This window comes from Corynebacterium pseudogenitalium (assembly GCF_024453815.1).
GTDB classification, from domain to species: Bacteria; Actinomycetota; Actinomycetes; order Mycobacteriales; family Mycobacteriaceae; genus Corynebacterium; species Corynebacterium pseudogenitalium.
This window is the reverse complement of the sequence record NZ_CP072934.1, coordinates 462,957-485,144: the sequence shown is the minus strand read 5'-3', so window position 1 is coordinate 485,144 and position 22,188 is coordinate 462,957. Positions and strand designations below refer to the sequence as shown.

At 64.5% G+C, this 22,188-nt stretch carries 22 protein-coding genes; 3 read left to right on the top strand and 19 right to left on the bottom strand.

From position 1 onward, the window contains the following. Window positions 1-107 precede the first annotated feature (107 nt). From groL to KBP54_RS02250, 8 genes are all read right to left on the bottom strand, one after another. Window positions 108-1,718 (bottom strand): chaperonin GroEL, encoded by a 1,611-nt coding sequence (gene groL / locus KBP54_RS02285; protein ID WP_256006185.1) that lies wholly within the window; start codon window positions 1,716-1,718, stop codon window positions 108-110. A 21-nt stretch (window positions 1,719-1,739) separates the two neighbouring features. Beyond that, on the bottom strand, window positions 1,740-2,039 hold the full coding sequence (groES, locus tag KBP54_RS02280; RefSeq protein WP_070363040.1) for a co-chaperone GroES: 300 nt from the start codon (window positions 2,037-2,039) through the stop codon (window positions 1,740-1,742). Between the two features lie 166 nt (window positions 2,040-2,205). Continuing rightward, on the bottom strand, window positions 2,206-3,258 hold the full coding sequence (tsaD, locus tag KBP54_RS02275) for a tRNA (adenosine(37)-N6)-threonylcarbamoyltransferase complex transferase subunit TsaD (RefSeq protein ID WP_256000526.1): 1,053 nt from the start codon (window positions 3,256-3,258) through the stop codon (window positions 2,206-2,208). Then, a complete protein-coding gene (gene rimI / locus KBP54_RS02270; protein ID WP_256000525.1) occupies window positions 3,255-3,728 on the bottom strand; it encodes a ribosomal protein S18-alanine N-acetyltransferase in 474 nt (157 codons plus the stop codon). Before rimI ends, tsaD begins: the two co-directional genes overlap by 4 nt. Then, on the bottom strand, window positions 3,725-4,393 hold the full coding sequence (tsaB, locus tag KBP54_RS02265; protein ID WP_256000524.1) for a tRNA (adenosine(37)-N6)-threonylcarbamoyltransferase complex dimerization subunit type 1 TsaB: 669 nt from the start codon (window positions 4,391-4,393) through the stop codon (window positions 3,725-3,727). Before tsaB ends, rimI begins: the two co-directional genes overlap by 4 nt. Next, the gene (locus KBP54_RS02260; RefSeq protein WP_070363044.1) at window positions 4,393-4,893 is read right to left on the bottom strand and encodes a hypothetical protein; all 501 of its coding nucleotides are present in this window, start codon (window positions 4,891-4,893) and stop codon (window positions 4,393-4,395) included. Before KBP54_RS02260 ends, tsaB begins: the two co-directional genes overlap by 1 nt. 20 nt (window positions 4,894-4,913) lie before the next feature. Continuing rightward, entirely contained in the window at window positions 4,914-6,461 is a 1,548-nt protein-coding gene (gene alr, locus KBP54_RS02255) for an alanine racemase (protein ID WP_083290813.1), read from the bottom strand. A gap of 20 nt (window positions 6,462-6,481) precedes the next feature. After that, the gene (locus KBP54_RS02250) at window positions 6,482-7,141 is read right to left on the bottom strand and encodes a GAP family protein (RefSeq protein ID WP_070363046.1); all 660 of its coding nucleotides are present in this window, start codon (window positions 7,139-7,141) and stop codon (window positions 6,482-6,484) included. 128 nt (window positions 7,142-7,269) lie between these two features. Here KBP54_RS02250 and KBP54_RS02245 point away from each other — a divergent pair, with 128 nt between their 5' ends. After that, window positions 7,270-8,124 carry a dienelactone hydrolase family protein gene (locus KBP54_RS02245; protein WP_070477595.1) on the top strand — a complete coding sequence of 285 codons (855 nt, stop codon included), beginning with the start codon at window positions 7,270-7,272 and terminating at the stop codon, window positions 8,122-8,124. Here the strand turns inward: KBP54_RS02245 and KBP54_RS02240 are convergent. The 10 genes from KBP54_RS02240 to eccCa all read right to left on the bottom strand — a co-directional run bounded on the left by KBP54_RS02240 (window position 8,113) and on the right by eccCa (window position 18,234). Next, window positions 8,113-8,418, bottom strand: coding sequence for a hypothetical protein (locus KBP54_RS02240; RefSeq protein WP_070363048.1), 306 nt, complete (start codon window positions 8,416-8,418; stop codon window positions 8,113-8,115). The genes KBP54_RS02245 and KBP54_RS02240 overlap by 12 nt on opposite strands. Then, window positions 8,419-9,783: a hypothetical protein gene (locus KBP54_RS02235; protein WP_070477593.1), complete on the bottom strand. Its 1,365-nt coding sequence runs from the start codon at window positions 9,781-9,783 to the stop codon at window positions 8,419-8,421. Continuing rightward, window positions 9,777-10,112 carry a hypothetical protein gene (locus KBP54_RS02230; protein ID WP_070477591.1) on the bottom strand — a complete coding sequence of 112 codons (336 nt, stop codon included), beginning with the start codon at window positions 10,110-10,112 and terminating at the stop codon, window positions 9,777-9,779. The genes KBP54_RS02235 and KBP54_RS02230 overlap by 7 nt, the downstream gene beginning before the upstream one ends. 122 nt (window positions 10,113-10,234) lie before the next feature. Next, on the bottom strand, window positions 10,235-11,578 hold the full coding sequence (glmM, locus tag KBP54_RS02225) for a phosphoglucosamine mutase (protein ID WP_070363051.1): 1,344 nt from the start codon (window positions 11,576-11,578) through the stop codon (window positions 10,235-10,237). A gap of 95 nt (window positions 11,579-11,673) precedes the next feature. Then, a complete protein-coding gene (rpsI, locus tag KBP54_RS02220) occupies window positions 11,674-12,204 on the bottom strand; it encodes a 30S ribosomal protein S9 (RefSeq protein WP_070363052.1) in 531 nt (176 codons plus the stop codon). Next, window positions 12,204-12,647, bottom strand: a complete 444-nt coding sequence (rplM, locus tag KBP54_RS02215; protein ID WP_070363053.1) for a 50S ribosomal protein L13 — start codon at window positions 12,645-12,647, stop codon at window positions 12,204-12,206. Before rplM ends, rpsI begins: the two co-directional genes overlap by 1 nt. Before the next feature lie 194 nt (window positions 12,648-12,841). Next, entirely contained in the window at window positions 12,842-13,126 is a 285-nt protein-coding gene (locus KBP54_RS02210; protein WP_070477587.1) for a WXG100 family type VII secretion target, read from the bottom strand. A gap of 65 nt (window positions 13,127-13,191) precedes the next feature. Continuing rightward, window positions 13,192-13,509: a WXG100 family type VII secretion target gene (locus KBP54_RS02205; RefSeq protein WP_071567367.1), complete on the bottom strand. Its 318-nt coding sequence runs from the start codon at window positions 13,507-13,509 to the stop codon at window positions 13,192-13,194. A 154-nt stretch (window positions 13,510-13,663) separates the two neighbouring features. Then, complete coding sequence (locus KBP54_RS02200; RefSeq protein ID WP_256000519.1) at window positions 13,664-14,581, bottom strand: type VII secretion-associated protein; 918 nt, start codon at window positions 14,579-14,581, stop codon at window positions 13,664-13,666. Beyond that, window positions 14,578-18,234, bottom strand: coding sequence for a type VII secretion protein EccCa (gene eccCa, locus KBP54_RS02195; RefSeq protein ID WP_256000518.1), 3,657 nt, complete (start codon window positions 18,232-18,234; stop codon window positions 14,578-14,580). Before eccCa ends, KBP54_RS02200 begins: the two co-directional genes overlap by 4 nt. A 137-nt stretch (window positions 18,235-18,371) precedes the next feature. Between eccCa and eccD the strand changes: the two genes are divergently transcribed. Together eccD and KBP54_RS02185 are read left to right on the top strand one after the other, a co-directional pair. Continuing rightward, window positions 18,372-19,697 carry a type VII secretion integral membrane protein EccD gene (eccD, locus tag KBP54_RS02190; RefSeq protein WP_256006182.1) on the top strand — a complete coding sequence of 442 codons (1,326 nt, stop codon included), beginning with the start codon at window positions 18,372-18,374 and terminating at the stop codon, window positions 19,695-19,697. A gap of 4 nt (window positions 19,698-19,701) precedes the next feature. After that, complete coding sequence (locus KBP54_RS02185; protein ID WP_256000516.1) at window positions 19,702-20,895, top strand: S8 family serine peptidase; 1,194 nt, start codon at window positions 19,702-19,704, stop codon at window positions 20,893-20,895. On the opposite strand, the gene eccB is transcribed toward KBP54_RS02185, so the two are convergent. After that, window positions 20,892-22,145, bottom strand: a complete 1,254-nt coding sequence (gene eccB / locus KBP54_RS02180; protein WP_070477576.1) for a type VII secretion protein EccB — start codon at window positions 22,143-22,145, stop codon at window positions 20,892-20,894. The two genes, KBP54_RS02185 and eccB, sit on opposite strands and share 4 nt — an antisense overlap. Between the last annotated feature and the right edge of the window lie 43 nt (window positions 22,146-22,188).

The window sequence follows — 22,188 nt, the reverse complement described above, 5'->3', positions numbered from 1 at the left end:
CCTAAGGGTACAGCGCCGAGCATGCCATTCCCAAAGCCTGACCCATCAGGAACGCAAAAGCCCGAACGGCATATATCCGTCCGGGCTCCCCTCGTCACAAACACTAATTAGTGCGCGTGACCGTGTGCGTGTTCCTCAGCTTCTTCCGGCTTGTTCACCACAGAAACCTCCGTGGTCAGCACCATGCGGGCTACCGAGCAAGCGTTGACAACCGCGGAGTGCGTCACCTTCACAGGGTCAATGATGCCCTGCTCAACCAGGTTGCCGTACTCCATCGTTGCGGCGTTGAAGCCTTCGTCGTTCGCCATGTCTGCGATCTTCGACACAACAACTGAGCCGTCCAGCCCAGCGTTGTCCGCAATCCAGAACGCCGGCTTCACCAGCGCGCGGGCAACCGCCAACACGCCAGTCTTCTGCTCGCCCTCGAAGGACTCCGCGTATTCCTCCAGGTCGCGTGCGATCTGGACCAGTGCGGAACCGCCACCGGCGATAATGCCCTCTTCGACTGCCGCGCGGGCAGCGTTGATGGCGTCCTCGACGCGCAGCTTGCGCTCGTTGACCTCGGTCTCAGTCGCGGCACCGACGCGGATGACGGCGACGCCACCCGACAGCTTCGCCAGGCGCTCCTCCATCTTCTCCTTGTCCCAGGTGGAGTCCGTCGCCTCGATGTCGCGGCGGATCTGGTTGCGACGCTCCTCGACGTCCTCGGCGGAACCGGCGCCGTCGACAAGCACGGTGTCGTCCTTGGTCACGGTGACGCGGCGCACCGAGCCAAGGTCATCCAGCGTGGCGTCCTTGAGCGCCATGCCAACCTCAGGGTCGATGACCGTCGCATTGGTCACTACAGCCAAATCATCCATAAAGGCCTTGCGGCGCTCGCCGAAGTACGGCGACTTCACGGCGACAACCTTCAGGGACTTGCGCAGCGTGTTCACCACGAGCGTCTGCAGCGGCTCACCGTCGACGTCCTCGGCGATGATCAGCAGCGGGACGGATGCCTCCGCAACCTTTTCCAGCAGCGGAAGGAAGTCCGGCAGCGAGGAAATCTTGTTACGGACCAGCAGCACGCGGGCGTTTTCCAGCACCGCCTGGCCGGCGTCAGGGTCCGTCATAAAGTACGGCGACAGGAAGCCCTTGTCGAAGGAGACACCCTCGGTGACGTCGACGAACGAGTCGATCGTCTGGGACTCCTCGACGGTGACGACGCCGTCCTTGCCGACCTTGTCCATCGCACCGGCAACCATCTCGCCGACCTCAGGGTCGCGGGAGGAAACGGTGGCAACGTTGGCAATCTCGGCGGACGAAGAAACCTCCGTCGCACGCGACTTCAGCTCCTCGATGACCTTCTCAGCCGCAGCCTGGATGCCCTTGTTGAGCTGGATCGGGTTCGCACCAGCGGCAACGTTGCGCAGCCCCTCGGTGACCAGCGCCTGCGCGAGCAGCGTCGCGGTCGTGGTGCCGTCACCGGCGATGTCGTTCGTCTTCACGGCGACGGATTTCACCAGCTGCGCACCGAGGTTCTCAAACGGCTCCTCGAGGTCGATGTCGCGGGCGATCGTCACACCGTCGTTGGTAACGGTCGGGCCACCCCACGACTTCGAAAGCACAACGTTTCGGCCACGCGGGCCAAGAGTGACCTTGACGGTATCCGCCAAAGTGTCAACACCCTTCTTGATGCCTTCGCGGGCCTCCTGATGAAATGCAATAAGTTTTGCCATTGGTGGCTACGCCCCCTTCAATTACTTTTCGACGACGGCCAGCAGGTCGCGAGCGGAAAGCAGCAAGTACTCTTCACCGTTGTACTTCAGCTCGGTGCCGCCGTACTTGGAGAAGATCACGGTGTCGCCCTCGTTGACGTCGACAGCAATGCGCTTGCCCTGCTCATCCAAGCGGCCAGGGCCGACAGCGATAACAACTGCCTCCTGTGGCTTCTCAGCAGCGGAATCAGGGATAACCAGGCCGGATGCCGTCGTGGTCTCCGCCTCAGCGATCTGTACCAGAACCTTGTCTTCCAGTGGCTTGATGTTGACGTTTGCCATGATCTGAACGCCTTCCTTCAATGTTGTATCTATCAGTTCAGTAGTTTTGCGGTTATTTGAAGGCCCAGCCGTCGTCGCGGGTGTACAACTGCGCTCTCCACAACCTTGTTAGCACTCTACCCCTGCGAGTGCTAACACTCAACATTGTGACGACACTCACCAATCTTTACTGGTGAACGAGCGGGATCTCCACTTCCAACGACGTATCCGTCGCCACGGACAGCTCCGAAGGCTTGGCCCCCTCATGGATGAGCTGGCCCGCCAACGCCGCGATCATCACGCCGTTATCGGTGCACAGCCCGAAGCGCGGTACACGCAGCTCCACGCCAGCCTTCTCGCAACGTTCTTGGGCAAGTCCTCGCAGGCGACTGTTCGCCGCCACCCCGCCGCCGAGCAACAGCGTCTTCGCACCGGTCTCCTCCAGTGCCAGCAGCGCCTTGCGCACGAGTACGTCGCACACCGCCTCCTGGAACGACGCGCACACGTCCTCCACGTTGACCACCCAGCCTTCGCGCTCCGCCTTTTCCACGTAGCGCGCTACGGCAGTCTTCAAGCCGGAGAACGAGAAGTCGAAGCGGTGCTCGCCCCGCAGATCGTCGGCCTTACTGAGCGCGCGCGGGAACGGAATCGCATCCGGGTTACCCTTCGCTGCCAAGCGGTCGATGACCGGGCCGCCCGGGTAGCCAAGCCCAAGCAGGCGCGAGACCTTGTCGTAGGCCTCGCCGGCGGCGTCATCAAGGGTGGAGCCAAGCTCGCGCATCGGCTTGCCAACGGCCTCAACCTCCAACAACTGCGTATGCCCACCAGAGACCAGCAGTGCCACCGAGTGCGGGAGCCGCTCCTGGCCCTCCAGGTTCGCCACCGCCACGTGCCCACCCAAGTGGTTCACGGCGTAAAACGGCACACCCCACGCCGCCGCGTAGGCCTTCGCAGCGGACGCGCCGACCAGCAGCGCACCGGCAAGACCAGGCCCGATCGTCGCCGCAACCACGTCCGGGGCATCGATACCGGCCTCTTCCAGTGCCGCGGCCATCACTTGTGGCATCACCTCAAGGTGGGCACGCGACGCGATCTCGGGCACCACGCCACCAAAGCGTGCGTGCTGCTCCATCGAAGACGCCACCTGGTTCGCAAGGATCTCCATGGTGCCGTCGGAGTGGACGTCGACAATGCCAACGGCCGTCTCGTCGCACGATGACTCAATCCCGGCAACAATCATGCCTGCTCCCTTTCGCTCTTCCGCGGACGCATCATGGAAAACGCGTCCGCGCCAGAAGGTTGATAATAATTCTTTCGGGTGCCAACCACGGAAAAGCCGTAGCGCTCATACATGCCAAGCGCCGCGGAGTTGTCGGTGCGCACCTCGAGGAACATCGGGCCGTCGAGAAGGTCGGCGGTGTGGACGAGCTGGTCCATCAGCTCCCTGCCCACCCCGCGGCGCTGCACCTCGGGCGCGACGCCGATGGTGTGAATTTCGAACTCCGGGTCGTTGCGCGGGCCCAGCATCGCAAGGCCCGCATACCCCAGAATTGCGCCCTCGTCGTCGAAGGCGCCGATATAGAACGTGTACGGCTGCGCGAACTGCGTCAGCAGCACCTCCCGCGACCACGGGGTCTCGCCAGCGAACAGCACCGCCTCCAGCGCCGCGACTGCGTCTGCGTCGCTGGGTGTGAGCTCCCGGATATTCACAGTTTGATGTCCGGCAGCGCAGCAGAGCGCGGGCGCGGCTTCGGCGGCACGGCGTCCGGGCGGCGCAGGTACAGCGGTGTGAGTGGCTCCGGCGTATCTGATGGATCGCACGCGGCGAGCAAGCCGCGAACACCCGGCGCGAGATCGCGTACCTCACCAGCCGCGACAGTCACAGTCTCACGCAGCGCTTCTGGGACAACGAGGAGGTCCACCGCGTCGCCCTCGACGTCGATCGCGCTGGCAGCGCTGACGTGTGGGCCGTCGACGCGCTGTCCGTCACGGTAGAGGCTCCAGTACACCTCGCGGCGGCGCGCATCAGTGACCACTAGCACGCTTTTCCCGGTGGTGTCCCCGGCTTCCGCGGCGATGGCGTCGTGGGTGCAGACCCCGTACACCGGCACCCCCAGCGCCTGCCCGAAGGCGGACGCGGTGGCCATGCCTACGCGAAGCCCCGTAAACGGGCCAGGCCCCACGCCAACGACGACGGCTTCGAGCGCACCGTAGGTGCAGCCCGCTTCCGCCAGTAGTTCGTTGACAGTGGGGACCAAAAGTTCGTTATGCGAGCGGGTTCTGATTACCCGCTGTGCATCCACGCGGCGCGACTGTTGCTCGCCCACGCCGACAACGAGGTCGTGCGTGGCTGTATCGAGCGCCAGCGTCAGCATTAAGCCGCTACTCCCATGACCCAGCCGTTACCGTCCTTGTGGAACGGCAGCGGCGTATTCATTGGGAACATCTCCGACTGCGGGATGGAGCAGATGTTCACCTTGGAAAGCTCCACCTTGTCCAGGTCGATCTCCGCGTTCTGGTCCTCGTCGAACAGCAGCATGTAACCCCAGTCGCCGGAGAAATCGAAGCGGTCCTGGTCAAGGTTCAGCGCCTGCAGCTTGCTCAGCAGCAGCTGGTCCGGCTCGTTCGGGCACAGCGTGGTGAACCCGATGTAGTCCTTGTCGTAGACGCGAGTCAGGTCGATGAGCTGGCCCGCAACGGCTTCACCACCAGGCTTGACCTCTTCAAGGGAGCGGGAAAGAGAATTCGTTGGCGTCGCAGCCGCCATTGGGGACGGCTTGGTCAGTGGGATGAAAATGAGAGCAACGAGCACAATCACCCACAGTGCACACGCAATAGCGACCCAACCACGGCTAGTATTGTTCAGCTTCAGCATGGCCTACAGCCTACATCTTCCTATTCTGTGTGCACCCACCGCCATGTGATGATGCGGCCCTCACTGTCTTCGTCTTGCTCCACGAGCGTGGTGCGGTCAATGGTGACCAAAAGGTATTCACTGGCGATGTGAGCTGCGAGATCACCACCCCACTCGGCCACCACGACGCTGCGGTCGAGCTCCGACTCAAGGTCGAGAGCATCGAGCTCACCCAGCGGGTCGCCAGAGCTGCCCTCCCCCAACAGGCGGTAGGCATCGACATGAATTAACGACGCCCCCTCCGCCTCCTTCGCGCGGTGTTCCCTGGCGATGGTGAAGGTTGGGCTCGTCACACGCCCCTTGACCTGCATCCCTTCGGCAATGCCCTGCGTCAGCGTGGTTTTCCCGGCGCCGAGCGGGCCGTCGAGAATCACCACGTCCCCGGCGCGCAAAGTCTCCCCCAGCTCACGCCCCAACGCTTGCGTTTCCTCGCGCGTCTCGCATACGCGCCTGCCACCGTACTCCCGCACTGTCCGTCCTTTCGGTGCACACAGCACCTCGTAGTGAATGGTGTTCGCCCGCAGCGCGAACTCGTCCGCACTCACGCCGCCGGCGCCAAAAAGTACCGCTTCATCGCCCGGCGCGACACCGGCTTCGTTTGCGCCCAGCCACACCACAATCTGATCCATGCACACCCGACCCACCTGGGGGTAGCGGGCTCCGTCAATGGTGACGTCCATCCGGTCCTGCCAGATGCGCATCACGCCGTCCGCGTAGCCGGCGGGCACCACGGCGGTAAACCCGTCCTCGGGCGCAGTCCATGTCCCTGAGTAGCTCACCGGATCCCCCGCGCGGATCGGTTTGACCGCGGTCACTGTTGCGACCCAGCTCATCGCGGGCCGCAGCCCGTTGTCGGTGCCGTCGATTGCTTCCAACCCGTACAGGCCAATCCCGGGACGGATCTGTTCAAAGCGGGCGTCGTCCCTCGTCCACGTCGCCGGCGAGTTCGCCACGTGGTTCACCAGGTCCTCTAGCCCCGCCTCGTGCGCCTGGTTGAGCGCTTCACGGAACGTCGCCAGCTGCCGGTCCGTGTACGGGTCCGCTGGGTTATCCGCGCACGCAAAATGGCTCATCAGCCCGGCCACACGGATCTGACCGGCCTGTTGCGCCTCGGCGGCCATCGCGAACAGCTCCGGCCACTGTTCCTCATCTACGCCCGAGCGGTTCATCCCCGTGTCGATCATCAGATGCACGGTGGGGACGAAGGGGGCGTCAATAAGCGCGCGCAGGTGCGCAAGACTCGGCACACCCATCTCAATGCCCTCCACCAGCTCCTCCCCCGGAGCCCACAGCCACGCCATCACGGGTTTCGACGTCAGCTTCGCCACACTAGCCGCCTCCGCGATCGTCGCGCAGCCGAACGCATCCGCACCGTTCGCCTCCATGATGGGGACGCACTTCGCCGCGCCGTGGTTATAGGCATCCGCCTTCACCACGCACATCAAGCGCGCGCCACCAGCCTGACGGCGCATCTGCCTCGTGTTGTGGGCAATCGCCGCCAGGTCAATGCGAAGTTTTAAAGCGTTCATGGGCATCTATTGAACAACGATCACAGCAAATGCGCCACGCCGACTACACCTAGCAGCAGCGATACCACCCACGTCGCGGTCAAACCAACCGTATCCGGGTGTGAGCGCGCCCACGCGAAACCTCGTCCAGCAACCGAGTCCGGCTTCGCCCGCACCCAACCGACCAGCAGGGCGCACAGCGTGGGTAGGGACAGCGCGACCGTCGCGTAGAGCACCAGGAAGCTGTACTTCGTCGCGGTATCAAGACCCGTCGCAGACAGCACCGCAAGCCCGCCGAAGAACGGCATCGACGTCGCCGATTGGACGATCCCCAGCACAAACCCCGTCAGCACCGTCAGCGCGTTGGGTGCTCGCAGCGGGCGCATCACCCGTTCAATCAACGCGTGGTTGTCTCCCCCGCGAAGCGCGAGCACCGCGGTCAGGAGACCAGTAGCGATGAGGAGCCACCCGAAAATGGGGCCTTCGACAAACGTTTGCACCACCGGACCGAGGCCATCGAATACGAACAACATCACCGCCGCGAGACTCGCCACCCCAAGCCAGTCGCCAGCAATGAGCAGCGCCGTAATCTTCGCGTACTGCCGCTGCGCCTGGGAGGCGACCACGCCGACTGCCACGATGACCCCGATCAACAACACGTTGATGGAATCAATAAACGCAAAGGACAACGCTCCAAGCATGTCTTGCTCCTTCCGCGCGGCTCCATCAGGCTGAATCTCGGCCCTGTCTCGATCTGGCCCCTAACCCTAAACCACAAAAACGCTGAAGCGCTATTTCAGTACTGCAGAATTCAAGTAGGGTAGGTTGCGTGTCTGCGAAATTGAAGAAGTTAGCTGAACTGTCCAAACGAGGCCCACACAAGGTGCTAGAGGGCGATCTCGGGTACACCGGGTTGCCGGGCAAGGTGTACACGCCTGCAGAGGGCAAGAACCTCCCTGCCGTCGCCTTCGGCCACGACTGGCGCCAGAGTGTCGACGACTACCACGGTACACTTCGCCACCTGGCCAGTTGGGGCATTGCGGTCGCTGCGCCAGATACAGAAAAGGGGTGGCGCCCCGACCACGCTGGCTTCGCCGCCGATTTAGAAACCGCCCTGCAAATCCTGACTGGGGTGCGCCTCGGGAACGGCAAGATTAGCATCCACCCACAGCGCCTCGGCGTCGTTGGCCACGGCATGGGTGGCGGCGCTGCCGTACTCACCGCGGCAGAAAACCCGAAGGTGCAGGCAGTCGCCGCAATTTACCCGGCGAACGTGGCGCCCTCCGCAGTAGAGGCGGCCCGGCGCGCGCTTCGCCCAGGGCTCATCATCGGCCCCGGCGAGGACGGTGACTCGCTCTTCGATCCAGGCAACCCCGCCAAGCTCGCATACAACTGGGCAGGCGAGGTGGCCTACCGCAGCGTCAAGAAAGGCGAGCAGCAGAGCTTCTCGGAGGACTCACTGACCAAGCGCCTGCTCGGCCTGGGCAAGTCGAGCGCCTCCCTGCAGACCACAGTGCGCGGCCTGCTCACCGGGTTCCTCCTGCACCAGCTAGCCGGGGAGAAGAAGTACTCCTCCTACTCCGAGCCGGACGCCGAAGGAAAGAACGTCACGTCCTATACCGGTGAGGACCTCGCTGAGCTGGCGGGCCTCACCAAGGATGACAGCCTCTTCTCATTCTTCTAACGTGCCGGGCTGACCAGCACGCTTCATCTCCCCCTGTGCCTCCGGGGCGTTGGGGCGTGCCTCGGTACGGATAGACGCGATTCCGCCCTGCGGCGGGCGGCGAAACGGGAACAACCGCTCGCCACCCTGTGGAATGACAACAGGTTGGCGTTTGTAGCCAAGCGCGGCGGCCCTTCGCTGCTCGGTAAGCATCATCTCCATTTGGCGATGGTGCTCAGCGATCATCTTTTCAAAGTTCTCCATCCGCATCGCCGTGCGCTGACGGTACTCTGCTGCAAACCTTGAAAAATCCATTTACCATTCCCCCAATTTCTTGACGCCCCAAGCATCAGCCGGGTCTGTATCGACTTGCTGCTGCTCAGCGTGTTGTTCTGATGACGTCTCTGCTGCCGCCGGTGCCGTCATCGCTTGCTTTTCGGCCGGCACTGGTGGCTGCTCCACCTCGCCGAGTTGCTCAGGTGGCACGAACACACCGTTTTCGTCGACTGCCGGTGCAGGCTCCGGCGCAGGAGCGGGCTCGGGTGCCGGCGGTGCCGGTGGTGTTGGTTCCGCGACGTCACACGGCACCTCCACAGCCTCCGTCGCGCACTGCCAGGCCGCGTCGATATTTGCTGCAAAGACGTTGATGCTTTCAATGACGACGGCCGCGCCCGTTTGTGCAAACGCGCCCGTGAACGCCTGCGCAGCGTCGCACTGCTCCTGTACCGGTGCGAACAACGCCGCTGCGTCGCGTGTCACGGCCTCGATGGGCGCGTTAACATGCACATCGACGTCGAAGTTAAAGGCCACGTTGATCCCTGCCGCACCTGCCAGCGCCGCTGACGCGGACTGCGTGCCGACGCTCTCCAGAGAAACAAGGCGCTCGCACGGCTGCGGCGGTGTCGGCGGCACAGGAGCAGGGGCAGGGGCAGGCACTGGTGCTGGCGCTGGTGCAGCAGGCGGCGCGGCAACACTCGCACTGGCGGTCGAGCTGCTTCCGGCTGCGTGCGCAGCCGTCGCTGGCGCCGCAGCAGGCGCACTTCCAACTGGCTTTCCGCCGGGCGCCTGACTGCAAGGCTGTTGTGCTTCCTCCACGCACACCGCGATCGCATCGAGGCACTCAGCGACAGCCACGTTGCATTCTTTCGCTGTCTGGCTCGCCTGCCGCATCGCATCAATTACGACCTGCACCAATGGGCGAATCAGAGTGGCGATTCCAAGCTTCGCAAGTATCTCAAGGTGCGAGTGCGCAAGGACCACGAACTGTTCCACCGCCAGGTTGGACGTCTTCTTGACATCATCTATAGCGCTGCAGCACGAGGTAATCGAGCTTCCCAGCTCATTTAGGCGTGTAAAGTGCTGCGTCTCCGAATCTGCCGAGCATCGCTCCCGCGACCCCACGCCGATCTGCTCAAACCACTCTTTACTGCCCGGCGTATCCTGGCAAGGCGCCTTCAACGAAAACCTGTAGCCCACGGCGTCACAATTGAACTGTGACAGCGAGACACCGACCTGGTGGAAGCCGCGTAGGTCCTGGCAGCGGGTGGCCTGCAGCTCCCGAATGACTTCCTTCGCTAGTGCCTGCAATTGGTCGCGCTCAGGCCCCTCCAGGGCTGGGGCCGTCGCAACTGACTGAGAGAAGCGCTGCACCCCTTGTTCGACAACGTCGCTGGTTACCATGCGGAACCCACCCCCGAAATGCCATCGGTGGCGTCCTCGTCAGCGTCGCGGACCTCCTGTGCAAGGCTGCGAATCCCCTCCCACTGCTGCGTTCGCTCCTGCAACAACCGGAGCGAGTCCGCATAGACCGCTTGCATCGCCGCCGTGATGCGCTGGCCCTGCAAGGCAAAACCGGCACCGAAGTCGTCCGCACCCAGGTCTGGTTGCTGGCGGGCAAAGTCCGTGGCGGTGTCTTCGTAGGCGGAGATGGCGTCGGCAAAATATGACCGCACCGCGTCAACGTTGAGGCTGACGCCCTTGTTGTGCACAGTGTTTACCGTGTTCACCATGTTCAAAATTTCCCCCAAAATCCACGTCGGCTCACCACCGACAGTTCTAACTACTTCTCTTAGTTAGACTCCCCCAACGGCCCCGCGGTTCCCCGCGAGGCCAAATTTCTTACCAACGGACTCTACACTGCCGCAACGACTGCTGCGAGGCGACCCGCCACCTTTCGGGCTTGTTCTTCCTCGGCGGCCTCCACCATGACGCGGAACAGCTCCTCAGTACCGGAAGGACGAAGCAGCACGCGACCCGAGTGCCCGAGCTCTTCCTCGGCCTCATCGATCGCAGCCAGCACCTCCTGCGAGCTCATAATCTTGGACTTCTCCGACACCGGCACGTTGATGAGTACCTGTGGCAGCACCTGCATCACCTGTGCGAGTTCCTTGAGGCTCTTGCCGGTTTCCGCCATCTGTTCCATCAGCAGCAGCGCGGACAGCGTGCCGTCGCCAGTCGTGGCGTGCTCCGGGACAACGATGTGGCCGGACTGCTCGCCACCAAGCGAGAAGTCCCCACGGTTGAGCTCCTCGAGAACGTAACGGTCGCCCACCGCGGTCTGCTTCAGTGCAATGCCTTCGCGCTCCATGGCGAGGGTAAGTCCCAGATTGCTCATGACCGTGGCTACGAGCGTGTTGTCGCGCAGGTTGTTCTCGGCCTTCATGCCGCAGGCCAAGATCGCCATAATCTGGTCACCGTCGATGATGTTGCCTTCAGCGTCGACGGCGAGGCAGCGGTCCGCATCACCGTCGTGTGCCACGCCAAGATCAGCACCGTATTCGACGACGGCCGCCTGGATCTTGTCCATATGAGTGGAACCGGAGCCATCGTTAATGTTGAAAGCGTTCGGCTCGTTGTAGATCGCCACAACCTCGGCACCGGCGGCCTCGTACGCCTTCGGGGCGACCTCGGACGCCGCACCGTTCGCACAGTCCACAACGACCTTGATGCCCTTCAGGCTGGTGCTCATCGCCTCTTTGAGGTGCGCCAGGTAACGATCCTGCGCGTCCGGCGCCTCCTCGATCACGCGGCCGATACGGGTGCCGGTTGGCCCACCTTCTTCAAGCGTGTCGAGAGCCCTCTCAATTTCGTCCTCGACCTCATCAGGCAGTTTGTGGCCACCCGCGGAGAAGAACTTGATGCCGTTATCCGGCATGGGGTTGTGGGACGCGGAGATCATCACACCGATGTCCGCACCGTAGTCATCAGTGAGGTACGCCAAGCCGGGAGTAGGAATCACGCCGACACGCAGGACATCCACACCTTTCGACGCCATGCCCGCAGCCATCGCTGCCGCAAGCATTTCGCCGGACACGCGTGGGTCGCGGCCAATCAGCGCCGTCGGGCGGCGCTTCGAGGACTCACGGTCCTTCGTTAGTACGGTCGCGGCGGCGGCACCGAGCTTCAGTGCCAACGACGCCGTCAGTCGCTCATTGGCGAGACCTCGGACACCATCAGTTCCAAACAATCGAGTCATGCTGTTTATTATGCACTACCGACAGCTATACAAAAACAACAACCGCCCACCCGGCCAGTGCCAGGGGGCGGTTGATGATACAACCAGCGTAGTGATTAACGCTTGGAGTACTGCGGTGCACGACGGGCCTTGTGCAGACCAGCCTTCTTACGCTCGACCGCACGAGCGTCACGGGTAAGCAGACCAGCCTTCTTCAGGGTTGGGCGCTCAGCCGGGTTGTAGATGTTCAGCGCACGGGCAATCGCCAGACGCAGCGCACCGGACTGACCGGTTGGGCCGCCGCCCTTGATGTTTGCCTTGATGTCGAACTGGCCCTCGCGCTCGAGCAGGGTCAGCGGCAGCAGGATGTCCTGCTGGTGCAGCTTGTTCGGGAAGTAGTCCTCGAACTCACGGCCGTTGACCGTGATCTTGCCTTCGCCCTCAACGACGGTCACGCGAGCGATTGCGCGCTTACGACGACCAACGGTCTGGATTGGGCCCTCGTGCAGCGGTGCAACCTCAACGGTGTCCTGGGTCTCCTCGACCTCTGGAGCAATAGCGTCACCGATGGTGTAGTTGAACTCTTCCGTCGCCGCGGTTGCCGCGTCGATGTCGGTCTCAGCTGCAATGTTGTTCTGATCAGCCATTACTGTGCCACCTGCTTAAACTCGTAGGTTTCCGGCTTCTGAGCCTCGTATGGGTGCTCGGAGCCGACGAAGACGTGAAGCTTCTTGATGGACTCGCGGGAAAGCTTGTTGTGCGGCATCATGCCCTTGACAGCTTCCTCGATAACGCGGTCCGGACGCTCATCGAGCGCACGACCAAGCGTCATAGCAGTCAGACCACCCGGGTAGCCGGAGTGGCGGTAGCGCATCTCGCGATCGCGCTTGTTCGAGGAGATGTGGACCTTCTCGGCGTTGATCACGATAATGTGATCGCCGGTGTCAACGTTCGGTGCGAACTGTGGCTTATGCTTGCCGCGCAGGATATCCGCTGCAGTCGACGCAAGCTTGCCCAAGACCACGTCCGTGGCGTCGATGACGTACCACTTACGGGTAATGTCACCGCTCTTTGGGTGGTAAGTAGACATGCATGACTCCTTCAAGTCTGTCTAGTTGGCTGCCGGCCATAACGTATAAAACTGTGCGCTGTATCCCGCTCAGACGGCGGCCGGTGGAGACCCGACAAGCAGCACGGCACACAAGCTGCAAACTTTACAGCACAAAGCACTGAACAGCAAGACGCTCCCCCTGGCGCCTTGCTGTTCAGCAAGCTTCTGTGTAGTTATCCCCAGCTGTTTGCCGCGGCATTGTTTACCGCGAGCATGGTGGAGTTGCCGTCTTCAACGGTGCTGGCGATCTGGTTCAAAATGGTGTTCAGATCCTCTGCGGCCTGGTCCCACTTCGCCTGGTGTGCCTGGTACGCGGACGCTGCGGTGCCCTCCCAGGTCTGCGCCATCGGCTGGATGATCTGCTTCAGCTCGTTGAGCTGGCTGGTGATGCGGGTCGCCGACGAGCGCATGTCTTCAGCTGCGTTGGCGATCTGAGCGAAGTCGTACTTGATTTGCATGATGAGTATGTCCCTTTACATTCGGAAGATGGTCGTTGTGTCTGCTGAGAACCGCTGGGAGCGTTTTAGAGAGCCAAGCCCGCGGAACCGGACAGCGAACGGAAGTTGTCGGTGTTCGTAGCGTCGGTGCTCTCGTAGTTCTTGGCGTTGTCGCGGATGTTGTTCGCGATGTCACGCAGCGCTTCGGAGAGGCGTCGCTGCGCGTCGTCGTAGCGGACCATCAGGTCATCGAAGCTGCGCTGCGCATTGCCCACCCAGTAGCTGCGCGTGGACTCCGCGACCTGCTGCACGCGGTCGATTTCTCGGTTGACGTTTGCGTTGGTGTCATCTGCCCGGTCGGCAGTTGCGCGCATGACGTCGGCTTCTGTTCTGAACTGTTCCATGTTCAATCCCCCTACTAGGTACTGTGTCTTGGTTGTAACGACAGCCTTCCAAGCTGTTCATATAGTTGGACGCACGTTTTGGTGCTCCGGTTCCCTCAATGTTGAAGAAACTTTTCTCCCCACCCTCCCACCACGTTTATGCTGCGAGTTTGCCTCACCCCTCTCCTGTCGGTGGCGTGAATTCGGCGGTGTCGAAGGCCATCTGACACGTCGCCTGCTGCACCCTGCTGGGCGCCTGCCGCGTCTGGCACGCCACGAAAAGCTGGTAAGAATCCTGCGCCCAAGTTCGCCACAGCGTTTCGGCGCCTCCGGGGGCGGTCTCGCGGTACGTCACGGCGTGGAGGTTGTGATCCACGAGCGTGAGCTCGGGGTCGCGCTCGATACCCCCGAGCAGCTGCGCTACGAACTGCTCGGGCGGCAGCGTGTAGCGGTTCTCTGCGGAGATCAGTACGCGCATGTCGGGGTCGGCGCCTGTTGCCATCCAGCCCTGCTCGTGCTGCGCGAGTTGGAACCCGGGAGGCAGCTCAATCGCAAGTCCGTCCTGCGCGATTCGCACGGCGGTAGGCTCGCTCGCAATAGAAGGAGAGGGGCTTGTTGACGCCCGCGAGGCCGTCGGTTGACTGTGCAGCACAGTGGTCGATGTCGCCCCTTCTGAAGCCTGGGCAGACGTGGGCGAAGAGGGCGTCGATAAGAAACGAAAGAGCACGAACCCGCAGATTGCTGCGACCACAACCACTGCGGCGCCGAGCGCGACGAACGGCCACCACGCGCGACGTGGCGCAAGGTCTACGGCCGTAATCGCGGGTTGCTCTTCGGTCGGAGGGTCAGCCTCTACCTCTAGGCGCTCGGCGGTAATAGTGACGTCGTAGCCGCTCATGGCCTGCTCAAACTGATCGAGGTCCTCGGGGCTCGCGGCGATCTGAATCACGGCGCCGCCCGGGTCGGGCCCGAAGAGCCCGCGCACGTACTGCGCGACTTCCCGCGGGCCGGGGCCGTCAAAACGGTGGACGTTGGCGGCGCCGGTGAACACGGTGTTCGTGGACGTCATGGTGATGCGAAGATCGGGTTTCATAGAGTGCCTCCTTCTGGGTAGGGTGCTGCGACTTGGACCAGGCCACGGGCCTCACCTGACTGGACGAGCAGGCCTCGGCCGGGCGGCTGTGGGACTGGACGCACCCCGAAGAGCGCGCCTTCGTCCCTGGTTCCGTCGAGGATGACGACGTCGGGCAACAGGTCCTTCAGCGAGGACAGGAAGCTGCCGAACATGGCGCGCGATACTCCGCCGAACTTGCGGGCGGCCACCACGTGCAGGCCAATGTCGCGGGCGTGCGGGAACAGCGTGGCCAGCTCGCGCAGGGTGTCCTCCGGGACGAGCTCGAGGTCGTCGATGACGAGATAGAGCTCCGGGCCTTCCCACCAGGAACGCTGCGCGAGCTGCTGCGGGGTCACATCCGACCCGGGTAGCCTGCCGCGCAGCGTGGTGATCAGCGCACTGACCGCCTCGTCGACGGCGCTGGTAGAGGCTGCGTAGGCCGCCACCATGTCTGGGTTCGCCCGCCCGAGGTGCGCGCGGCGCACATCCAGAATCACCATGCGGGCCTGCTCACGGCCCATCGCCTCAATCGCGGTGATGGCCGAGGCAATCGCTGTGGACTTGCCAGCACCGCTCGCACCGATGACCAGCAGGTGGCCAGACTCGCTCCACAGCGGTGCAAGTCGGGGTCCACCGACGCCGAGTGGCAGACGTTGGCCTCCCGAGGTGAGCAGGTCCGCAACCTCCACGTGACTCGGCAGCACCCTTAGGCGTGGCACCGGAGGCTGACCCTGCGTCGCTGCGCGGACGTGTGCCACGTCCTGCGCGGAGGTGTGCGCGACCAGCATGAACGCCCCCTCTTCGGTAATGCCGCGGCCCGGCAGCGCGGGAAGTTTCGCCTGCACCTTCCTATCAATCACCGAGTCCATCGGTTCAGTAAGATGCAGCTCAATCCTTGTGCCGATCACGTCACGGACGTTCGCACGGATCGCATTCCAACGCTGCGTAGTCGCAACCAGGTGAATGCCCACAGCCGGGCCTTCCGCAGCAAGACGAGTCAGCGGTTCACGCAAGTCTTCCGTCTTCGCATCCGGTGCGAGCAACGTGTGCCAGCCGTCCACAATCAACACGGTGTGGCGCTTCGTGCGCCGCTGCGAGTCGTCGAGCATCTCGACCAGCTCGTCGACGACGCGGCGCACGCGCTCCTCGTCCGTGCGCTGCGCAACACCGGCCACATGCGGCAGTTCGGCGACGTCGCTGAAGTCGCCGGAGCCGGCGTCGATAATGTAGAAGCACAGCTCGTCAGTGGAGTGGCGCAGCGCGAGCGACGCCACCATCGTGCGCACCGCCATCGACTTGCCCGTCTGCGGTCCACCCGCGAGCGCCACGTGGCCACCCGCCACCGACAGGTCCAGCACGAGCGGCACCTGGCGCTGCTTGATCGGCTCGTCAATCACCCCGATAATCGCCCGCAGCTTCGGCATCGACTCACTGCCACCGTAGACCTGCGAAAGCTCGATCTGTGCAGGCAACGGCGGCAGCCACACCTGGTGCGCCCGCATGCCCAGGGCATCCGCCACCTCCCTCGACTTCTCGACGACCGCCGCCAGCAACGTCGTCGTCGCATCAGTATCGACACCGACACTCTCCTTCGCGTCCTCCACCGGCGGAGGCTCCCACCCGTGAAACAGGCGAACCTCCACGGCCGCCTCGCGCCTGGTCACGCCGCGGGCGCGCTCCAGCGGCCCCGACACGTACGCCGCGCGGAAACGCTCCAAGTCGCCTGAGCCCGTGGACAAGAAGCCCGCGCCGGGCTCGCTGGGTAGCTCGTAGGCGTCCGGCACGCCGAGCACCTGGCGGGATTCGGCCGCGGAGAACGTCTTGAGGCCGATACGGTAAGAAAGGTGCGAGTCCAGCCCGCGCAGCTTGCCCTCCTCCAAGCGCTGGGAGGCAAGTAGCAGGTGCACGCCCAGCGAGCGGCCAAGTCGGCCGACGGCCACGAACAGGTCAGCGAAGTGCGGGTGTTGGCTGAGCAACTCAGAAAACTCGTCCAGGATGATCACTAGCGCCGGCAGCGGCGCGAGGTCCTCGCCCGCGAGCCGGGCCGCGGTGTAGTCGGTGATATTGGCGTAGTTCCCCGCCTTGCGCAGTAGCTCCTGACGTCGGTTCATCTCACCGGAGATGGCGTCGTACATGCGCTCAACCAGGATGGATTCGTCCTCCAGGTTGGTAATGACCGCCGAGGTGTGAGGCAAGGACTCGCAGCCGAGGAAGGTTGCGCCGCCTTTGAAGTCCACGAGCACGAGGTTGAGTTCCTCCGGCGAGTGCGTCGCGGCGAGCGCCACAACGAGTGTTTTTAGAAGTTCCGATTTACCAGACCCCGTCGCACCGATGCACAACCCGTGCGGGCCCATCCCGCCCTGGGCGGACTCTTTCAGGTCCAAGTAGAGGGCCTGGCCCTGGGCAGTCGAGCCAATCGGGACCATGAGGCGCTGTCGGGTGCCTTCGCGTCCGGTCCACATGGTGTGCTCGTTGAGCTCGGCGATGTCGTTGATGCCGAGCATCGGGAGCAGCTTGCCTCCGTGGGAGGCGCTTTCGGCGCTGAGCAGCTCGGGGCGGCGATAGAACGCCAGTTGGCGCGCGATCAGCTCCGCCTCTGCGACACTAATCCTGTCGGGCCTGCCCAGAAACTCTAGGCCCATCCCGGTCAGCGCGTGGAGTTCGTCGTCGCAGACAAGGTGGAACGCCTCCTCATCCACCAACCAGTCCGGGTCCGGGTGGATAACCAGCACGCACACGTTCTCGCTGCTGGAGGCACTGGTGCTGAAGGAGATCACGGAGGGGTGGGTGGTGGCGTCGAGAAGTATGACTTGGAACTCGGCCGCCTCCGGCGTGGCGGAGTGCGGCAGCCACTTCACCCACTCAAATTCTCTCGGCGCCTGGGCGGCGTCGATGCCGACGAGCTCCGGGCCGTGGAAAAACGCCAGCTGGGCAATGATCGAGCGCGCGACCTCCGCCGCACGCGGCCCCACCATCGTGATCACGGGAAACGCATTGAGCGCCACCACGATCGGCATCTCTTGGATCGTGTTCACCGCGGCGACCGTCCTGCGCAGGCTCACCGCGCACACCGGGTCGAGGTCCTCGGGCGAGCCAGGGTCGTCGACCTCGATTGGGGTATGCAGTGCCACCGCGCCAACACCAATGCGCACCTGCAGCGCGTACGGCGAGGCGGCGTACTGTTCCCAGACACGCTCCGCAGGCACCGCCGTGAGCAGGGCGTTCGGTGCCGGGTGGAGATATTCGGCGTGCTCGCGCTGGACCTCGGCGTTGCTGCGCGCCCGGTGAGCGAGGGCGTCCAGGTGGCGCAGGTAGACCCGGCGCGTCTCGTCGATGTCGCCCTGGCGTTCCTGTGGAGAGAACATGGTGACCATGCCGAAGAGCATCATGACCGGGAAGATGAGCATCATTGGGCTCACGGTGCGCCCGGACATCACCATCAGCGCCATCACAGCACCAATGGCAACCACCATGACCACCGGCAGCAGCACTTTCAGCAGCGGCATCGGCTGGTCCTTGTGCGCCTGCGGTACCGCTTCGGCGCGGAGTTGGCCGGTCGGCAGTGGTGGTGGCGGCGCGAGTGTGTGCGCCGTCGATGGTGTCACGACTGGTTCGTGGTCAAGACCTAGCATGCATTCCCCCTCATGCATTTCCCCGGTTGCGCATTCCCCCTCGCGCAACGTCTGCATGCATTCTAGGCGATGGTGCGCTACATTGTTCAAGTTAAGCGCCAAGTCGCGCATTTGTTTGTTTTCCGGGGGGATTCATCGTGGCAGTTTCTGCAACGCATCACATCGTGCACGTCACCATTCGTATCGACGTCGCTTCGCTTCACCGCGATATCGATCTCAGTTTGCCGACGTCCTCGTCGCTCTACGAGCTGATACCCGAGATCGCGCGCTTCGTGGAACTGCCGCAGCTGCACCGCCCTTGGGAGTTCACCAACGTAGCTGGCATCCCACTGGACGGACACGTGCCGTTGTACCAGCTCAAGATGCGAAACGGAGCGACGGTGGTGATGCGCCCACAGGAGCAGGCGGCACCGCCCGTGATCCGCGACGCGGCCCACTCGCTCAGCGCCGCGGCGGCTTCTGCACGCGATGTGCGTGGCCTGCACATCGGCGCGACGATGCTGGGCCTGCTGTGCATTGCAGCGGTGGCTGGCACGGTCGGCGGAGTGGCGTTCGGCGCGGGCCTGGCGGCTGCGGCGGCGCTGGTGCTGTCGCTCGCGGCGCGAAGCAGCGCGGTTTACGGGGCGTTTCTGTGCGCGGCCCCTTTCGCAGTCGGCGCCTGGGTGGCTGGGCCTCCGGCTACGTGGGACGGGTCGAGCGATACGGCAATCGGGATGCTGGCTGCCGCGATCACCGCCGTGGCCTGCGTGGTCATCGGCGCGATGCTCAGGCTGTGCGGTGCGGCCGTCGCGACCTTCGCGGCGGTGTGCGCGCTGCTCCTTGCCGCGGCCTCGCTCGGTGCGTGGTTGCCGCAGCACCACGCGGGGGCGGCGGTGGTCGTGCTGCTCGGGTTGCTGCTGGTCATGCTCACGCCCCATATCGCCACGGCCGCCGCGGGCTTGAAGGTGCCACGCATCCCCACCGCTGGCGAGGAATTTGACCGCTCGGATGTGTACCAGCATGATGTCGATGCGCGCAGCCGCACCGCGCTGACCGTATCCGCTGCGATTGCATGTGCCGTGACCACCTGCTGCTTACCGGCGCTCTACGGCATTGCCACGATGGACGCCGCACTTGGCTGGCGCGTCGCACTCGCCGGTTGCGTGGCTGGCGCGCTACTCATCCACGCGGTGCGTCACCACTACCCCACCCCGCGCATCGCGCTGACGGCGCTGGCCCTCGGCGCGCTCGGTGCTGTGGTGCTCGCCACCGTATACGAGCCAAGCCCGCACCCAGCGTTCCTCGTGGCCGCAGGCTGCATCGCCATTGTGTGCGCTACCGCCGTCATCTGGTCGCGCCGCGTGCCTGACCTCGAGCCAACCACGGTGGTGTGGTTCGAGCGCGCCGAAGCCGCCGCCATCATCGCAGTCATCCCGCTCGCGGTGCACCTCACCGGGCTGTTCGACCTCATCCGGGGGCTCTAAGCCCATGCGCACCACTGCTTCTCGACGCCTCTTCGTCACCCTCTGCGTCCCGCTCGCCGTTGGAACGACGCTGCCAATCTCGATCCCGGCCCCACCGGCGCAGGCCCAGGACTACGCCTGTGCCCGCCCTGCGCACCTGCAACTAGACCGAAACACGCCACCGGAGCTTGACCCATCCGTCGCCGCGTCCCGCAGCCACGCGAGTGGACGCGGGGTGCGCGTCGCCGTCATCGACACCGGCATCGCGCGGCACCCGCAACTGCCGCCGGTCACACCCGGCCGAGACTTCGTCACACCCGACGACCCCGATCCATTCTTCGACTGCGACAGCCACGGCACCATCGTCGCCGGCATCATCGCCAGCCGCGACCTCGGCATCGCGCCCACAGCGCACCTCATCTCAATCCGGCAAACCTCCGCGCACTACCGCGAAGAGCAGGCCGCGGGATCACTCGCCACCCTCACTGACGCCATCAACAACGCCGTCGACGAACGCGCACGCGTCATCAACATCTCAATCGTCTCCTGCATGCCGCCTTACCTCGCCGCAAGCCTGGACACCCGCGAGCTGGAGGCCGCGCTCCACCGCGCCGAAACCTCCGGTGCCGTCGTCGTGGCCGCCGCCGGCAACGCCACCAACGAATGCGCCCACGGCTTCGCCGTCTTCCCCGCGCACATGCCCACGGTCCTTGCCGTCGGCGCACGCGAGGACGCCCACACTGTCGCCGACTACTCCATCGCATCCCCAAAGCCGCCGCTCTCCGCCCGCGGCACCACACCCGTGGTCCTCGCGTCCGACGGCGCAGGGTTCGCCACCGGCATCACCGGCGAGCTCCAACCCGACGGCACACCAACCGTGCAGCCCTACGTGGGCACCAGCTTCGCCGCACCCGTCGTCAGTGGCGCCATCGCCCTCCTCTTCGAGCGCTATCCACACCTCTCACCGCAACAAGTGCGTGAGATCGTCTACGCCGCCGCGGAACCCAACGGCGGGGCGCTGCGCCCAGAAGACATCGTCACGCAACTCCCACCCACGCCACCGCGCGAGGCAACCGTCACCACCATCGACGCACCGTTGCCCACCGCATCCCTTGCGGCCCGGCGCGCCGGGCTGGCACTCGGTGGGCTCTTGGCATGCATCGCGCTGACGATCGTGGCGCGCTCCCTCCGTGGGGGCCGCGGACGCCGCGGGCTCTAAGACGCCACCGGTTTCAGCGCCACCGACCGCTCGAGCGGAGCTCCGGCTGGGAGAAGCGCAACGATCTGCCACGGCGCTTCCTCGGTGTGGCGCACACCGATCAGCTCGAGGGTGGCCTGCCCGGCGACCTCGTGGCGGGCACCCTCCGGCGACACCACGAGTAGGCCTTGCCCTGTATCCACGCCGACGGCGCCCTCGCGTAGTCCCGCGAAGTGGGTCGCGGTGCCCGTCCCCGCCAGCGCAATCGCCCCTTCAAGCACGCCACCGGCATCCTTCGGCCAGGTGGCTGCGCCACGTTTGTCGTTCACGCACACCGTGTCCTGTGTGGGTTGCACCCAGCGCGGAGCCTCGTGCGGGATGCGCAGGTCCAGTGGCGGCTGCGCGTCCGGGTAATGCGCGATGTCTGCGCGGTTGACGTCGCGGGAGGCGGCGCCGGCGTCGAGAAGCACTTGGGCGGCCGTGTCAGAGACTTGCTGCACACCGCCGTGCTCCGTAAGCACCCAGGTGGCCTCCGGGGTGCGCAGTACCTCAGGGAGGCGCGGTGGCAGCGTGAACGCCGGTCCCTCGCGCAGAGCGCCGAGCACCGCGTTCGGCGGCGACCAGCGCGGCGTCGTGGCGTCGATCCCCAGGGCACGGCGCATGATGCGCCCCTCCGGCGTGGTGGATGGCGGCAGCTGCCTGCGACCGTGCGCATCGACGACCCACTCACGGTGATCCGCCACCGCCAGCACCGCCGTACCCCTCGGTAGCGGCGCAGGCGCCTGACCCGCGACCACCGTGACCTTGCCCTCGGTGTGGCACGCGGACCAGGCATGCGCCTCCGTGGCCTCAGGGGCAAACATCCCAGGAGCCGCGACGATGCCCACTGGCAGGCCGCGCGGCACCGTGGCCAAGTAGTCCCCACCGGCGCGGGCAGGCTCGGCGGCCTCCCCGGCGATGAGGCGAGCGGAAGTCAAGTTCGTCACAGGGTGCAAGGTGCCGTCGACACGCACGAACAGGCCGCCGTCAGTAGCTCGCACGATCGGGGCTTCGCCGGGGTGCGGGTTCGGGCTCATCCAGGCGAATAGCCCCATCACCGCGGCGATCAGCACCACCCCGACCGCCCCGAAGATCCCCGCGCGGCGCCGCGCCGCCAGCGGGTCATGGATCATCCGGATATCGCCGTAGATCAGGCCGTGCTCCACACGGCGCTGCATGAACCTGTGCCCCGACACCTGCGGTCGCGTTGTTGGCAACAATCGCTGCGACATGTATACCCCCGATGTTGTATCCCCCGATAACCAATAACGCTGC